Origin of the sequence: Clostridium sp. C2-6-12, assembly GCF_009928485.1 — a bacterium.
Taxonomy (GTDB): domain Bacteria; phylum Bacillota; class Clostridia; order Clostridiales; family Clostridiaceae; genus Clostridium.
In genome coordinates this window covers 1-15,609 of sequence record NZ_JAABNP010000048.1, presented here as the reverse complement: position 1 = coordinate 15,609, position 15,609 = coordinate 1, and the positions used below count along the sequence as shown (strand labels likewise).

General features: G+C 29.5%; 10 protein-coding genes. 4 read left to right on the top strand and 6 right to left on the bottom strand.

Annotation, left to right across the window (positions count from 1 at the left end; genetic code table 11):
* Positions 1-18: 18 nt before the first annotated feature.
* Positions 19-585 carry a recombinase family protein gene (locus tag GXK56_RS24875; protein ID WP_160692554.1) on the bottom strand — a complete coding sequence of 189 codons (567 nt, stop codon included), beginning with the start codon at positions 583-585 and terminating at the stop codon, positions 19-21.
* Positions 586-841: 256 nt separating this feature from the next.
* Here GXK56_RS24875 and GXK56_RS24870 point away from each other — a divergent pair, with 256 nt between their 5' ends.
* The 3 genes from GXK56_RS24870 (at position 842) to GXK56_RS24860 (ending at position 5,829) form a co-directional block, all read left to right on the top strand.
* Complete coding sequence (locus GXK56_RS24870) at positions 842-3,817, top strand: Tn3 family transposase (RefSeq protein WP_160692552.1); 2,976 nt, start codon at positions 842-844, stop codon at positions 3,815-3,817.
* 317 nt (positions 3,818-4,134) lie between these two features.
* Positions 4,135-5,058, top strand: a complete 924-nt coding sequence (locus tag GXK56_RS24865) for a hypothetical protein (protein WP_160692550.1) — start codon at positions 4,135-4,137, stop codon at positions 5,056-5,058.
* A 126-nt stretch (positions 5,059-5,184) separates the two neighbouring features.
* Positions 5,185-5,829, top strand: coding sequence for a hypothetical protein (locus GXK56_RS24860; protein WP_160692548.1), 645 nt, complete (start codon positions 5,185-5,187; stop codon positions 5,827-5,829).
* A gap of 596 nt (positions 5,830-6,425) precedes the next feature.
* Here the strand turns inward: GXK56_RS24860 and GXK56_RS24855 are convergent.
* The 5 genes from GXK56_RS24855 to GXK56_RS24835 all read right to left on the bottom strand — a co-directional run bounded on the left by GXK56_RS24855 (position 6,426) and on the right by GXK56_RS24835 (position 12,392).
* Entirely contained in the window at positions 6,426-7,028 is a 603-nt protein-coding gene (locus GXK56_RS24855; protein ID WP_160692546.1) for a hypothetical protein, read from the bottom strand.
* 721 nt (positions 7,029-7,749) lie between these two features.
* Complete coding sequence (locus GXK56_RS24850; RefSeq protein WP_160692544.1) at positions 7,750-8,649, bottom strand: hypothetical protein; 900 nt, start codon at positions 8,647-8,649, stop codon at positions 7,750-7,752.
* Between the two features lie 326 nt (positions 8,650-8,975).
* Complete coding sequence (locus GXK56_RS24845) at positions 8,976-10,754, bottom strand: hypothetical protein (protein WP_160692542.1); 1,779 nt, start codon at positions 10,752-10,754, stop codon at positions 8,976-8,978.
* A 304-nt stretch (positions 10,755-11,058) separates the two neighbouring features.
* Positions 11,059-12,027 (bottom strand): site-specific integrase, encoded by a 969-nt coding sequence (locus GXK56_RS24840; protein WP_160692540.1) that lies wholly within the window; start codon positions 12,025-12,027, stop codon positions 11,059-11,061.
* Positions 12,024-12,392, bottom strand: a complete 369-nt coding sequence (locus tag GXK56_RS24835; protein WP_160692538.1) for a hypothetical protein — start codon at positions 12,390-12,392, stop codon at positions 12,024-12,026. The genes GXK56_RS24840 and GXK56_RS24835 overlap by 4 nt, the downstream gene beginning before the upstream one ends.
* Positions 12,393-12,988: 596 nt before the next feature.
* Here GXK56_RS24835 and GXK56_RS24830 point away from each other — a divergent pair.
* On the top strand, positions 12,989-15,580 hold the full coding sequence (locus GXK56_RS24830) for a hypothetical protein (RefSeq protein ID WP_160692536.1): 2,592 nt from the start codon (positions 12,989-12,991) through the stop codon (positions 15,578-15,580).
* The last annotated feature ends 29 nt before the right edge of the window (positions 15,581-15,609 follow it).

Genomic DNA, 15,609 nt, shown 5'->3' with positions numbered 1-15,609 from the left:
TCAATTTGTTTGAAATATTTATTGTTTTTTACTTATATTATTTAATGTTTTATATAACGTAGGTTTTGTTATATTAAACATTGAGCATATTTCTTTTACTGTTATTTTCTTTTGTTGATATAGTTCATATATTGCACTTTCTTTATTTGAATCTAACTTTGGCTTTCTGCCACCTTTTTTGCCTCGTACTCTTGCTGCTGCTAAACCTTCTTTAGTTCTTTGACTTATTAAATCTCTTTCAAATTGACTTATGCCTGCAATCATTGTAAACATTAATTTACCAGTTGGACTTGTAGTATCCAACCAACTTTCTTTTATACTTTTGATATTGGCTCCTTTTTTCTCGATTAGCTCAACTAGATTAAACAAATCTTTTGTAGATCTACTTAATCTAGTGAGATCCATGATTAAAACTACATCATCTTTTCTTAACTTATCTAACAATCTATTCAATTCCGGTCTATCCGATTTAGTTCCTGTAATTTTCTCTTGAATTATTTCTTCAGCTCCAGATGCTTTTAAAGCATCTAATTGTCTATCTAAATTTTGTTCTATTGTACTTACACGTGCATATCCAAAAATCATTTAAAACACCTCTTATAATTCTGATTACTATTATATAATATATAGTAAATTAAACGTTTATATTTGTAAATATATTTACTTTGATTATTTTACCTAATTTATTTACTTAACAAATGGCATATTATTGTTATCTATATAAATCTTATAAAAAAGTAAATAATACGTTCGTTTATTTTACTATTTTGCGTATTTAATAACTTAATTATGATATAATTATTATTAAAATTGAAAAGAATTAGGGGCGTGATGATTACTTATGAAAAGACATTGGGAATTGGACGAACTTATAGAATATTTCACTTTTATGCCAAATGAATTAACTCAAATAGGTAACAAAACAGGAGTTACTAGATTAGGTTTTGCAGTATTATTTAAATTCTTTCAGTATGAAGCAAGATTTCCTAATCATAAAAACGAAATTCCCAAAGAAGCTATACTTTACATATCAAAGCAATTAAGTTTAGATGCATCTCTATTTAATGATTATGATTGGAATGGAAGATCTATCAAATATCATAGATCTCAAATTAGAGATTTTTTTGAATTTCATGAGGTGACATCTGAAGATATAAACAATATGATAGAATGGTTATCTAAACATGTATTCTATCATGATGCAGATATTGATAAGCTAAAAGAAACTACATACATAAAATTTAGAGAATTACAGATTGAACCTCCAACACCTGATCGTATAGAGCGTATAACCAGATCTGCTTTGTTTAATTGTGAGAATCAGTTCTTTCAAGATACATTCAATAGATTATCTAAAGAATCTGTAGTTAAAATGGATACACTTATTAATGACCTTACTTCATATGAAGAAATCGAAACAGACTCTAATGAGAATTCTACTATATCTTTTAGTGATTTAAGAGCAGATCCTGGGCGTATTGGCTTAGAAAGTGTATTTAAAGAAGTAACTAAACTTAAGACAATTCAACAATTAAACTTACCTGAAAACCTTTTTATTAATGTTCCGCAAAAAATACTAAAAAAATATAAGTTACGGGCAGTATCTGAAAAGTTAAGAGAATTGCGCCGCCATCCTGATCATGTTAGATATACTTTACTGGCAGCATTCTTTTGGCTTCGTTGCCGAGAAATAACAGACAATCTTATAGAACTCCTTATTCAAATTATTCATAGGATAGGTGTTAGAGCTGAAAGAAGAGTAGAAAAAGAGTTTATAAATGATTTCAGAAGAGTTAACGGAAAGACTAATATTCTTTTTCAAATAGCAGATGCTGCTTTAAATAATCCTGATGGGATAGTAAAACAAGTATTATTTCCTGTGGTAAATGAAACTACCCTTTCTAATATAGTCAAAGAATTTAAAAATACTGGTACAGCCTACAAACAAAAAGTATATACGGTGATGAGAGCATCTTATAGCACTCATTATCGACGAATGGTGCCTGAAATATTAAATACTTTAGATTTTTGTTCAAATAATGAAATGCACCAACCAATTATAAAAGCTTTAGAAATTATCAAAAAATATTATGATATAGGCACTCATTATTTTACCAGCAATGAATTCATACCGATTGATGGAGTAATTCGTTCTACAATGAAGGAAGCTGTCATAGAAATTGATGATAATGGTCAAGAACGCATAAATAGAATAAATTATGAAATTGTTACTTTACAAGCATTGAGAGATAAATTACGTTGCAAAGAAATTTGGGTTGTTGGTGCAAATAGATATCGAAATCCTGATGAGGATTTACCTACAGATTTTGATGAACACAGAGAAGAAAATTATAAGGCTTTAAAGAAACCTTTAGATTCTGGCGAATTTATAGATTCTATAAAAAAAGCTATGTATGATGGATTAACAAGATTAGATAAAGGAATTCTTCAAAATTCTAAAGTACGTTTATCTAATAAAAGTAATGGATGGATAACATTATCTCCTAGTGATCCTCAAGATGAGCCTAAAAACTTATCCAAAATAAAAGCTGAATTAATGAGGAAGTGGCCTATGACAAATTTACTTGATGTTCTTAAAGAAGCTGATTTAAGAATAAATTTCACTGATAATTTTAAAACAGTAGCAGCACATGAGAGATTGGATAGAAATTTGATTCAAAAACGTCTTATCTTAGCTTTGTATGGATTAGGCACAAATACAGGTTTAAAACGTGTTTCGGCAGGAAATCATGGTGAAAGTTATCAAGATTTACTTTATATTAAAAGAAAATTTATTAATAAAGATAATTTACATAATGCAATATCAACAGTTGTTAATGCAATACTTAAAAGCCGAGTCCAAGATATATGGGGTGAAGGCACCACAACTTGTGCTTCAGATAGTAAAAAATTTGGAGCGTGGGATCAAAATTTAATGACAGAATGGCATATTAGATATCGTGGACGAGGAGTGATGATATATTGGCATGTTGAAAAAAACTCTACATGTATTTATTCACAATTAAAGCAATGCTCATCATCGGAGGTATCAGCAATGATTGAAGGATTATTAAAACATTGTACTGATATGGAAATAGAAAAAAACTTTGTAGATTCTCATGGACAAAGTGAAGTTGCATTCGCTTTTTGCCACCTATTAGGTTTTAATTTAATGCCTAGAATTAAAGCAATACACTCACAAAAATTATACAGACCCGATACTGGAATCAGTAATGCATTTCCTAATTTGCAATACATATTAACTAGGCCTATAAATTGGGATCTTATAAAGCAACAGTATGACCAAATGATAAAATATGCAACAGCATTACGACTGGGTACAGCTGAAACAGAAGCCATACTAAAAAGATTTACTAGAAATAATCTAAAACATCCTACATATCTTGCTCTTGCTGAATTAGGAAAAGCTATAAAAACTATATTTCTTTGTGAATATCTTAATTCAGAAGAATTAAGAATGGAAATACATGCGGGGCTTAATGTAGTTGAAAACTGGAATAGTGCTAACTCATTTATTTTCTATGGGAAAAGTGGTGAAATATCAACAAACAGAATTGAGGACCAGGAACTCTCAGTATTAAGTCTTCACCTTTTACAAAATTGCATGGTATATGTAAATACATTAATGATACAACAAGTATTATCTGAAAAGAAATGGTACGATATGATGGCACCTGAAGATTTCAGAGCTTTAACTCCATTAATTTATACTCATGTAAATCCATATGGAAATTTTGATCTAGATATGAATGTTAGAATTCCAATAGATATATCTATTATTGCAGGACAAGCATAAATATTAAGATTCAGGATGTAATAATTCTGAATCTTAATTACTTTGCCCTGGTTACATGGATGCTACATCCACCCCTAGTAATATTTATAACTTATATAAGTTTTACATAAATTATACCTAAATTATAGTTAAAATAGTATAATTTAAGGCTGTTGCTCTCTTAGACTTACATAAATCTTATGTAAATTACACCTAAGTTTTTTAGGTCTTTTTTATAGGTTTAATTATATATTTTACGTTTTCCATTTGTGATCAAGTGGAAAAACTGAATAAAATCAACATTTCTTAGAAGAGAACTTTTATAATTAAAAGAAGAAATGAAAACAAAGATAAAAAAGGGTGGATGTACTATGATTAGTAAAAGTGAAATATTAAACAAAGAAGAAATTGTTAAAAGATTAAATAATAATGAGAACATAAAAGATATAGCAAAGGAATTAAAGTATGATTTAACTGAATTAGTGGAAGAGATAGGGAAAGAGTATTATTATAGCGAGCCAAAGGGGAAGATACAAAAAAAACTTTCTTTAGAAGAGATTATAGACCTGTTAAATAGTAATACAAGTATGGAAGATGTGGCCCGTCTAATAGACTATAACCCAATTGAATTAAATGGTGAGATACAAAAAAGATATTATTATAGCGAATCTAAGAAGCATTGGTTTAGCCTGCATGAAATTGTAACACAAAGATTAAATAAAAGAGAAAGTTTTAAAGAGGTAGCGAAAGATATAGGCTTTGAAAGTGATAGCACATTCAGGAAACGTGTAGAAAAAGAATATTATTGGAGTTCAGCTGATAAATGTTTTTTATCTAAAATGTATAGAAAAGAATTTGGTTTAGAAGAGTTTGATGTACTCAGGACTTCGGCTGATTCCCTTGAAGAAACACAAATATTAATAATGGAAAGATATAAGGATAAAGATTACTGGAGAGAAGAAGAATATAATTGTTTTGGAGAAAAGTGTATAAAGGAAGAGTGTATATTAATAGAACATTTAGATGAAGAAATAACAGAAGATGCTGAAAAGTTAGGAATATCAAAAAGTGAGTTAATACAACTTTATCTATTAAGGTATTTATGTAAAAATAGAAAAAGAAAAGGTAGTGGCTTGAAGTTTGAAAGAGGGTATAAAAAAACAACACAAGAAATTCATGAAGATATAATGACAATGGGTGTGGAGCAATACATGAAAAGACAGTGGCCTAAACTTTTAGAAGAAGAAGCAAAAGAAAATTAAGTGTTTAAAATTATAAATATTAATATTGGAGAAAATTACATATGGCTCAAATTTATATAGCATATTATGTATATTATATGTTATAATATTACATATATACTAATATTATAATTTGGAGGGGTTATTATGAATAAAAAGAAAATATTAACATTATTGTTATCATTATCACTAGTACTAGGATTAAATCCAGCTATAAGTGCTAATGCTAGTGAAATCACCCAAAAAGATATTACATCTGCAACATCTAATTCTCAAAGTAACATGAATGCTGAAAGAAAAGCATTTGAGAAAAAATATGGAAAATCTAAAGTTAAACTTGATGTGAATACTCCACTTACTATTACCCTTGATGATGGAACAAAGATTAGATACTCTTTAGAAATTACAAATGATACAAACCCAATGGCGAAAAAAGAAAAAAATTCCACACTATCTAGTTCAACTTTAGCAGCTTCAACACGAACTCTTAAAGTATCCAAAGAGTATTTTAAAAATGTTTTTGGTGATGGTACCAAAATTTCAAGTAACGCTCGTTGCAAGTTTTCTGGTCGATCAGTACAAATTACTGATGTTTGGGCAGATACTGGTAGCAGTCAAATTACTCTATCAAATACTTCAAAAATAGAAGAAGAATATGGTTACAATAATTCATATGCCACATGTTACTCTAGAGGTACAGCCGTAACATCAGGTGGTGCAAAGGAAAACTATTTCTTGGGTATGGAAATTGATCCAGCAGGGGCAGCTTATCTAAGTTCTGATTCATATTAAAAACAAAAATCTATGAGAAGGGAATGAAATTATGAATACTTATTTCGTTCTAAGTGAATTTTATGGAATTTTAAATTTTATCATAGAAACTGCTTTTAAAATTTATGGGTTTTATACATTAATTTTATTAAATAAATCTTTAATGAAATACTTGAAAAGTAAAAATCAAGAAGACAATAAATAATAAGTTAAAAAACCTTAGAAATGTTTAAATTTAAGGTTTTTTTCTTATTTGTAGGGGTATCACCAACATTTCTGACAAAACCTACGCTAATACAAAAATTGGATATAAATTAACGTTTTTATTCACGTTAAGCCAATTATAACCCAAAATAAGTGCCATAAATGTTAAATTCAAGTTGTTTTGAAACTTTATTTTTGGTAATAGTTTTAAAACTGAAAATGAGGTATAAATCAGCTAATTTAAAGACTTTAAAAATAGTGCCACTAACGTTCTTCATCTCTCATGCCTTTGGTTACTTTTTTACGCTCTCCACTTCTTATCCCTTGCTCATAATCAATGAACTTATCTACAGGTACAGCCGAGATGCATGTAAAATTGAGCCAATTAATAACAATATTATCCATTTTATATCTTAACGTGGGTTTTGTCGGAAATGTTGACGGTACCCCAATAGTAAAGCAGAAATAGCTCCAGCTGTCCAATTCATAATTTTAAGATTATAATAGAAATATCCACTAAATTGCCAGTCTGTTAATTCTGAACTATTGGAACGAAGACCAGTTGTTAAGTTAGAATTAATAATTTTATCATCTACTCTATTTTCAAGCTTTACAGTTTCGGATTTAGTTTTATTTGTCTTAACATTCAAAGTTTTAAATGTCATATCTTTTTCAGTTGAAGTTGTTTTAATTACTGAAATTAAATCATAATCATCTTTACTATTTTTTTCATAGATATTACTTGTCCCACTACTAAAGTCTTCTGTAAAACTTTCTGCAACTTTGTATGACTTTCCATTTTGGTCATACGTATATTCGATATTACATGAATCATTTTTTATAATTTTAACATTAGTTTTTTTATTTGCAACATTATTATCACTTGTTTCACTCGAAGATGTTATTTCCGTTTGTTTATTTGCTGCAAATGCAGGTGTGATTGGTGTAATTAACCCAACTCCAACTGTACTGATTAAACCGATTGCAATTGCATTTAATAGTTTATTAGATTTCATATGACGTACCCTCATAATATTACTTTTTTTACAATATTATAATTAATATTAAATATAATGCAATTGTATCATATATTTCCATAACAATACACTAAATATTAAAAAATTGTATTATGTGGAAATTTATTCTTACTTTAGGTAATGGAAGCATGCGCGTCACTAGATGCAAAGTAACCTCAAAAATTGAGTAAAATAAACGCTCGTTTTTTAATAAATTAATTCGCTGTGATTTTAAGCCATTTTATGAGCAAAATTATTCGGTAAATAAATCAAAGTAAATGTGCTAATACAGTCCTACATTTTATTTAGTAAATGCTTAACGTGAGTTTCGTCGGAAATGTTGACGACTATAGGCTATATATTGGCAACATTAATTACTACTTTGCCCCTAGTTACAGAGATGCTACTTCCTCCCCTTATATTTGTATCATTCGCATTTCCAGATAATAACATTAAATTTTCAAGGAGTATTATCCCCCCGCCCGCTCCGCTCCCCGCATGTTATATACTTACTGTCCAAAATTGAGATTTTTAAAATTAAAACGTGTATTTTTGTGGGTTTTAGGTTATTAACTCTATGTCCAAAATTGAGATTTTTAAAATTCTGTTCCTATGTCCAAAATTGAGACTTTTAACTTTTTTCCTATGTCTAAAAATGAGATTTTTAACTTTTTTCTATGTCCAAAATTGAGATTTTTAAAAAAAGAGCGATTTCTTTTCTTTATTTTTGATCACTTGTATTAAATTTAATTCCATTTTCTTTAAGTATTTTTTCTAATTCATAAATTCTATTTTGATATTGTATATTTACGGTCGCAAAAGGTTTAAGCCAAGCAGCATCTTTTTCTAGTTGCTCAATTAAAAGTGATTTTTCTTTAATTGAATTATCTTTAGATTCTAATTGAGATTTTGCAATTCCTAGTGCCTTGTCTAAATTAGAAATCATTTTATCTGTCTCTATTTTTAAATTTGTATAATCTGCAGATAAACTATTTATTTTTTCTTGTGCTTCTTTATTTAATTTTGCTAGTTCCTCAGCATGATCTTCTTTTAATTTATTTAATTCTGCAGTTAAAGCAATATTCTTATCAGTTAAGGATTCTTTCATATCTCCAAATTCCAACCTTAACTTTATGTGGTCCTGATGCAATTTATCATTTTCTTCTTTTAATTTAGAATATTGTATGTTTGCACTTGCTAGATCTTCTTTATTTTTTTCTCTTAAACCATCTATTGACATGTTTAATAGTGTATTTTGACTTAATAACTCCTCATTTTCATTCCTAAGTAATCTATTTTCTTCTTTAACATTGTTTAATTCCGTGCAATCTTCTTCCAGAGCATTAACTCTAACCTCAATATCAGATTTAATGTCTTGGACATAGTTCCTAGCATTAAGTTCTATAGTTTCCATATTCTTAACTATTACATTTAATGCTTGATGTATTGCTGATTTATTGTCTTCTACATTGAATGCATTATCCTTAATTCTAGCCTTATGACTTTCAATTAATTCTGCTACTTTATCAGAAAAACTGCCTTCCATTTCATTAAAATATGCTTTTTGGGTTTCTGTTACCCTTCCTGATAATTGCTCTACTGCTTTTTCTTTATCTTCCATGTAAATCGACTCCTTTATACCAATATTTATTTATTGAATTAATATTAACACTTCTAAATTTTGTTTTCAATATTTTTGTTTAATTTATTAATGTTTTCTTTTTAAATCATTAATGTTTTCTTACGTTTTCATAAAGAAAACAAACATAAAATAAGAAAACATCATTCTACTAAAAAAAGTCACTTGAAAATCAAATTTCATGTAAATTAACAATGTTTATTCAATTAATCCTCAACTCAATAAATCAAATTAACATTTTGAATATACATTTGAATATTGAACTATGTATAAAGTAAAAAAGATAGGGTACTCCTATCTTTTTTACTTTATCTCTTTAATTTGTATGCATTACTATAAATATTGGGTCCTATTTGCAATTTTTCTATTAGTATATATTGGTTTTCTTCTAAATCTTTCGTTATGCTAGTTATGGAATTTCTTGCAACGCCTATTGCCGCTGCAAGATCATTTTGATTAAGAGTACAATATTTATTATTAAAGCACTTTCTTAGCATGTATAAATACAATTTAACACTATTATTCTTAAGTTCTTTTAACATACATTTAGCATTATCGAAAGATATTACTGTATATCCTTTATTTATATCTAATATTTTTTGTGTTTTGTATATATATACTTCTTTATCTTTTTTGTATTTTTTTTCTGCATAAACGTGCTGTTTACCTTTTAATATTTCTAAGCCTCTAAAAACGGTTGCCCGGGACAATTCTGATATCTTAACTATATTTTCTAGCGTTGTTTCCTTTTCTAAGTGTGCTGTCATTTTTAGTGCCAGATACACCTTTATTGCTGCTTTGTCTACTTGTCCCAAAACATCTATTAGTGCATTTGGAATTTCTATATCTCTATCTTTTTTTATAAATAAATTGTTTTCAAAGTCTAAATATCCGAATTCTTTTGTTAATTCTGTTGTATAATTAAGACCATTAATATTCCAAAACCTTTCAAAGTCGGTTTTAAATGTTTCGATGTACGTTGTTGCTTCAACGTGCCATTGTTGTAATGTTTCTATTGTAGTTTCTTTAGGCAATTTTATATAAGATTTAAACCATTTTATTAAAAATCCTAATGTAGCATTTCTATATCCTTCTTTACATTCTAGCAACATTCTTTGTACAGGCTCTGGATAATCTTTTATATCTATATATTTGTACTTTATCTTTTTAAACTCTTCTAATTTCTTTTTTTTGTTTGCTATAGTTTCGTTCTTTAAATCTAATAAAGTTACATCTTTTTCTTTTACTTTGCAAAACCTTTGGTTCTCCAAATCAGTTAAGGTTTTTAATTCCTCCGGAGCAGTAATTGGCAGCATCTCCAACCTCTGAAATATCTCGTGTAAACCATACCTCTTATCTGTATTTCCAACCCCTTTAGTTTTAGGTGGATTATTTAATTCATCTTTGTATTTTCCTTGTTCAAAGGACTTGTAGTTGGTCCATTGTGGCAGCCTACTTTTTCTTGCAGAATCTATACATACAGTATCCACATTAAACCCACGAGACCTTGCTAAATAGACAAATCTAGGCAAATTCTTATAATCGGCATGATTTTTTTCATTCAACAGTATATGTGCTTGGTAACCATGTCCAGTAAAAACCCATAAACACTCTATTCCAATACTCTCTAATACTTTTCTATATTTTAAGTATTCAATTTCATTACAATCATCAAAATCCATAAACAGTTCCATAGAATACATAGCGTTTTGGCTGTTTACAATGCCTTTTTGTGCCTTTTTACCAGCCTTAGTAAGAGTTTCTAAGTGATAATTAAAATTAAATACACCGTAATACAAATCAACTGGGTGCCCGTTTACTGTTTTTAATAAATTTACCAACTTTTCCTCTGTTTTTTCGTCCCATCTCCATATTGCTAAAGGTCTGTTAAGATCAAAATCATATCCCTCATTCTTATTTCTTTGAATAGGTAATATACATACACAAGCAGTTCTATCATTGTCATTTTCCAGTGTTGGGTGCACCTTAGATAAAAAATATCTAATTCCCCTTGCTGCTTTATTTATTTCTTCTTCTGTTCTAGGTTTTATATATACTCTTTCTTCTAATTTATCTACTTTTTCCATAAAAAAACACCGTCCCTTTTCTTTTGGTAACGGTGAACTCTTCTAAATTCTATTCAATTTGTGTATAATTTGCATAGATTTATACAAATTTATATATTAAAATTGAAATTATAATGTAAGTATGATATACTTACATTATAAAATTTACCTAACCAGTAAATAGTGAATTTTTGGGAAGAGATTCACCACAAAATGTAGTGCGACCAACACTGCATTTTTTTTATATTAAATTTTATATTTTTTATATTTTTAGTTAATTATAGCATACAACTATCGTTTTTTCCAATTTTCATTTTTTTATTTTTTATTCTGCAGATGCCAAATAAATTTTTGTTATTTCTTCACGATTATGACCCATTAATTGACTCACCTTAAGGCTTGCATCATGAAGTGACATTCCATTGCTTATATAATCTTTCATCTTTTCCTTAGCATAATTATAACGCAATCCATGAATTGATAAAGTAGATCTAACAACTATTCCATTTTCTTGAAAACTCTTCCTCGCTTCTACTGTTATCATTCTTTCCTCTAATTGGATTCTTGAACGATTATTATAGATAAAATTTTCTACTTCTTTAAACGTTGTTTTAAAGTTATCTCCTATAAATATCTTTCTTTGTCCATTTTCTTCTCCTAATGCCTTTATTTTTTCTAACACCTCTCTTTGATCCAGTCTTTCCACAGGCTTAATATTTATTTTTCCATTCTTTTCTTTTGTCATAAGTTCACCGTTGTCTAGAGCCTTATTTATAGCATTTAAATCGAGATTTAAGACCCCTTCTAGCCTGCATCCAAAGTTTCTACATGTCTCAAGAATTAACTCCATACGTTGACCTTGTCCTTTATCTTTGTCATACTTCTCAGCAACTTCTTTAAAGTCTTGAAATTCTTTGTTTGTCCAACTTCTATCCACGTTTCCAAAAATCCTTTTATCCAATCCCAACCTCTCATTTGATGGAATATTACGCTGATCGATTCCAAACCTATCTGCAAAATCTCTAATTCCACATAAATATGTTTTTTGGGTTGATGCAGAAATGCCATTTTCTTTTAATTGATCTGCAAAACCTATTAGATGTTTTGCTTTTATGTTTTCTAATTTATGCAATTTAGTCTCAGATGCCAAGTATTTTATAAACTCCCCCATCCCTTGCCGATAGTTATCTTCTGTCCTAAATGAATGTATCCTTTCTTTGTATGCACTTTCTGCCTGTCTACTTAGGTTCTGGAATCTGTTGAATTCTCTTTCATCCATGTCACTAATTTTCATATTTTATCATTTCTCCCTTCTAAATAATTCTTTAGTATTCTTAAATCTAAAAGATGCTGCCGTCTGTATCTCGCTACGCTTAAATTTAGAGTGTTATAATAATGTATAACCCCTTGAAGTTCTGCAATAACCACAGAGATTCTACGTCCCTTTTTCCACACCTCAATTTCTCCATAGGCTTTTAAATGTAGTGTTTTTATGTTCCTTATGCTACTTATTGGAATATTATTTTCTATAATAATTTTTGCAAATTTTAGTACATATCTTTTGTATATCTTTCTTGTTGTTTTTTTATACTTACGTGAATTTACTCCTTCTACTTCACTTTCTATTTGCAAATATCTATCTAACTGTTGTTCATTCATTACCAAACGTCTCCTTCATAAAAAATGTAAAACTTAATAGACGTAACACCTCAAAAATGTACGTTTAATTTTTAATTTCAGACCAATATAATTCTTAATTCGAGATTGAGCAGTAACTGCAAGGCTTCTAACGGTTGCCCTGCCGTCTGTCTGGTTCTTTTAAAGAACCAGACAGACGACTCGTCCGTTGCAGTTGCAGCACAAAACCCATTTTCTATTTCTTAAAGGTTAAGTACTAAGTTTGCCGAATGGCCTTTGCCATCATTGGCAATTCAAAGAACAATTAGCCCTTGCTAACAAAGTTCCTTGATTTAAAAATTTATATAAACACTCCGAGTAGGAGTGGAGCACAGATTAATACCTTCTTTTCTAAAATAAAACTAATAGTTTTTACATATAAAATTCCTTCTTAAATTTAAATAAAATCAAAAATTTTTAGACACATAAAAATCCTTCTTATATTGATAAAACTATTTGTCCTTATTATTTTAGAATTTTTTATTTTATTCAAATTTTTTTATAAAGTATAAATCAAAATTTGAGATAAAGTTTTTTCAAGTTATACTATAGGCATTATTAGAAAGGAGGTTTTTTGGGTGAAATGGAAAAAGATTTTTTCATTGACGCTTATAGCATTTCAAATATGTTCATTTACGACTAATAATGTTCATGCAGAAAGTAACCATGACGATAACATCATTACTCTCGCAGATCTGCACGAATCAAAATATGACCTAAATACGAATACTAGGATATCATTTGGTAAGTTATATTCATCTACACCAAGCACTAACATTAAAAGGTATTCTCCTATGACAGAAGACAATGATGGACACTGGATAGATGTTTCGGACGGTCATGAAGGCTCTTTAGAAATGCCTGATACTATAAACCCTGGGATGTCTTTTAATCCTGAAACTACACCTTGGCAAAATAGAGGTGTAACTGTTGATTTTGCACTAACTGGTGATGATACTGCTATTTTAGAAAAAAGTGCGTTGAGATGCTATGATACGAAAGTTGTTGGAGGGAATAGTAGCATTGAATATGCTACTCAAGTAGGTAAAGATAACGCAGATTACAAAACAAACGTAATGCAAGGCGGTATGATTGTTGATAATTCCGACAAATGGGATTATTATGAACATGGCGATGGATGGGGATATGGAACTTATAGAGAAAAAAATGGAATCAAGGATGGTAAATGGGGTGCATCTGTGGGTGTAACTTCTGGACTTAAATCTTGGTATAAAAATGTACTACATGACGGAGAAGATCCTAAAGATTATGATAAAATAAGTGACCTTGATGATGATGATATTAAAGATTTGTATCCAGATTATATTCAGTATTTGGAAGAAGAAAAAGATCCCCCTCATTTGTATATTTTATGTCGTTCTAGTGGTACTAAATGGACAAGGATACATCAGATGTATGCAGTAAGCAAGATACAATTTAGCGTTGTTCATGCAGAAGATGTAAACGGTCATGATGTTACTAGTAAGGTTGCTATTGATGATTCAGGTATTCAATATAATACGACTAACATTAATCCAACTAATTTTTACAATCAATATTCTAACTCTAGTGTTAATGGAAACAGTGCCTATGGTGGTTCTCCAGGGGCTACATATGGTGTTGGTACATTAAATATGAACAGAGTTCATGGCACACTTAAAATTGATGGTAAGAATGGTTATAAGAATGTAGCAGCAAACATAGTAATTAACGCTAAAATTGTTGAGTGGAAACAGATTGGTTGGGGGTACTTAGAATCAATAGAAAAGGGCCCTGTTGGACAGGATGTGACGAATTGGCCTCAATTTGCTCGTGTCTATACAAATTTTGATGTATCTAGTAGTGGTCATTGGTGGAATAATACTGGCTACAATTGGAGTGGCTCTTGGAAAGATGGATATTGGAATGATGATAGATCATTTAATCTAGCAAAAAGCCCTGGTAGTAGCAATGGTTTTGCTTCTGAAAATATTAATCTTGCTTACGAGAAAAATAGTTATGACAGTTTTGATGATGGTTATAATATAGATGAAACTGATCCGTATGATTTAGTATCTAAAGAATGGTGGGATTATAACACTGGTAAAACTTATCATAGAGGACAATTTGGCGTAATTGGAAATTGGGTTAATAATGATATAACAACTCAAATATATGCAAAAGATAATCTTTCAGGTATAGATACTGATAGGAGTTATGTAACAATTAATGATAGAAGTTGGTATAATCGTGATGATTCTACAAAGCACTATTTTGATCCAGATACCGAAGATATAAAAACTGGTTATAAAATATACGACTTGCAAGATGAACTTACATTCACAGATGATGGTATATATTATGCTGAAGGTAAACTTTGGGATATTGCCGATAATTATCATTTTGATAGTCATGGAGCATATAAACTGGATAAAACTAATCCAGATATACCAGTATTTTCAGATGATAATAGGACATATATAGATGATCCTTATGCAATAAATGTAACTCTAAAGGATAATTTATCAGGAGTAGATCGTGTTAGATGGTGTGTTACTAGAAATACTCCTACTTACAACAATGAAAGTACTAATTTAGAAAATTTAACTACCCCTGAAAATAGTCCAAATGCTACTACAAATTTTAATGTACCTATAAATAGCAATGGAACATGGTATATTCATGTTTGGGTATATGATCGGGCTGGAAATGTGACTTATAAGGTTTCCAATGGATATAAGTTCTTTAAGATAACGCCAGGGGATGTTACGGTTGATCCTACCCCGAATGGTAGTAACATATTAAGAGGAACTAGATTTGATGTTGTAACAAAAATACCATATTTTACACAGGAAGCTGGAAATAATTCAACACTTCATTACATTATGCCTAATTGGGTAAATGATGAAGTTGATAAAAAAGTCAATGGAAATTATGCTATCACTCCAGGGACAGGTACAGATACACATTGTTCTCAATATGGTCCACCTGACCAAGCAATCTTATGGAAAGCATATGTAGTGCCATATGGTGTACCATTAACAAAAGATAGAGATGGAAATGTTATAGGACCTTATCAGCAAGTTGTTATTAGATTACAATATACGAATTATATATATGGTGAAAAAATAACTCACGATTTACCTATAAACTATAGCATAATACCAGGCTCTGTAAAAAATTTTGTGTAAACTGAATAAAATCAACTCCTTCTTGGCAA

Excerpts from the sequence above, each read along its gene's own strand:
- GXK56_RS24875 (WP_160692554.1), bottom strand. The coding sequence starts at position 585 with ATGATTTTTGGATATGCACGTGTAAGTACAATAGAACAAAATTTAGAT.
- GXK56_RS24870 (WP_160692552.1), top strand. The coding sequence starts at position 842 with ATGAAAAGACATTGGGAATTGGACGAACTTATAGAATATTTCACTTTT.
- GXK56_RS24865 (WP_160692550.1), top strand. The coding sequence starts at position 4,135 with ATGAAAACAAAGATAAAAAAGGGTGGATGTACTATGATTAGTAAAAGT.
- GXK56_RS24860 (WP_160692548.1), top strand. The coding sequence starts at position 5,185 with ATGAATAAAAAGAAAATATTAACATTATTGTTATCATTATCACTAGTA.
- GXK56_RS24855 (WP_160692546.1), bottom strand. The coding sequence starts at position 7,028 with ATGAAATCTAATAAACTATTAAATGCAATTGCAATCGGTTTAATCAGT.
- GXK56_RS24850 (WP_160692544.1), bottom strand. The coding sequence starts at position 8,649 with ATGGAAGATAAAGAAAAAGCAGTAGAGCAATTATCAGGAAGGGTAACA.
- GXK56_RS24845 (WP_160692542.1), bottom strand. The coding sequence starts at position 10,754 with ATGGAAAAAGTAGATAAATTAGAAGAAAGAGTATATATAAAACCTAGA.
- GXK56_RS24840 (WP_160692540.1), bottom strand. The coding sequence starts at position 12,027 with ATGAAAATTAGTGACATGGATGAAAGAGAATTCAACAGATTCCAGAAC.
- GXK56_RS24835 (WP_160692538.1), bottom strand. The coding sequence starts at position 12,392 with ATGAATGAACAACAGTTAGATAGATATTTGCAAATAGAAAGTGAAGTA.